This is a genomic window from uncultured Meiothermus sp. (assembly GCF_937863175.1).
Lineage (GTDB): Bacteria > Deinococcota > Deinococci > Deinococcales > Thermaceae > Meiothermus.
The window spans coordinates 1-1,117 of record NZ_CALMCQ010000286.1 but is presented as its reverse complement, the minus strand read 5'-3'; the positions used below and the strand labels follow the sequence as shown (position 1 = coordinate 1,117).

The 1,117-nt window shown below is 59.8% G+C and carries 2 protein-coding genes; both read left to right on the top strand.

The window, feature by feature from the left end; translation table 11 throughout:
* A partial coding sequence (locus Q0288_RS10810; protein ID WP_299430278.1) for a hypothetical protein occupies nucleotides 1–363 on the top strand: 363 nt, incomplete at its 5' end.
* Nucleotides 364–647: 284 nt separating this feature from the next.
* Nucleotides 648–1,117 (top strand): GreA/GreB family elongation factor (locus tag Q0288_RS10805; RefSeq protein WP_299430276.1); only part of this gene is annotated, 470 nt, incomplete at its 3' end.

Below are 1,117 nucleotides of genomic sequence, written 5' to 3'. Positions count from 1 at the left end.
GGGGAAAAGGTCTTTGAAGAGCGGGAGCTGATCCTGGAGCTGTTCCCTGGAACTTCCCCGGAGCTTTTGCCTCCGGGGGAGGTTCTTTATTACCGGGATCGCGAGGGGCGGGTACACATTCAAGAAAGCCCGCTCCATCTTGTTTTGGAACCCCTCGAGGGCTCCTCCAGCACCACCCCCATCATCTGCGAGGCTTGTCTGCGCCACGTTTCCCGCACCGCAGCCCAGTTCTTCCGTTTTGGGGTGGGTGAAAACGAGCGCCTCTTTCGCTATGTGGCCCTGTGCCTCGATACCGATAGCTGTTCGGGGGCGGCCCGGCCCGGACGTTTGAGGGAAATTCTCTTAAGGGGTATACTCCCCTGAGCAGCAGGCAGGGTTCACAACCCGGCCCGGCAGAGGGTGCGCCGGGCCGCTTAACGCCAGGCCCGGGTGGAGGGTCTCGGGATAGGGGAGTAACGACCCCGACCCGGGGGAGTAGACTGGGCGTCGCACCATAACCGCTATGATCACGACCATTATCCATGCACAGCCGGTAGGGCGTGGCTTCAGAGCCCGTCTCATATAAATCTCAGAACGATAGCGCAGCATCATGAGGATTGGGCGCGGGATGCGAATGCGCCGCAAGGGTACAGGTTTCAGGAGGCCGGATGGCACGCGAAGTCAAACTCACAAAATCGGGATATGAACGTCTGGTGGCCGAACTCGAGCAAGAACGCACCCGGCTGCAGGATGCTACGCGAATTTTGCAGGAACTCATGGAGTCTTCCGACGACTACGATGATTCCGGACTCGAAGACGCCAAGCGTGAAAAAGCCCGCATCGAAGCCCGCATAGACTCCCTTACCGACATCCTCTCCCGTGCCGAAGTGATGGAAGAGGAGGGCAACAAGGTGAATGTGGTCAGCCTGGGGGCTATTGTCCGCTTAAAGTCGAAGGAAGGCGACCAGATGGAGGTGCAGGTGGTGGCCCCTGCCGAGGCCAGCGTCCTCGAGCGCCCCATGAAAATCTCCGACGAGAGCCCGCTGGGCAAGGCCCTGCTGGGCCAGAAGGTGGGCTCGAAGGTGATGCTCGAGACCCGCCGGGGCAAAAAAGAATTCAAGGTTGAGACGGTAAAAGA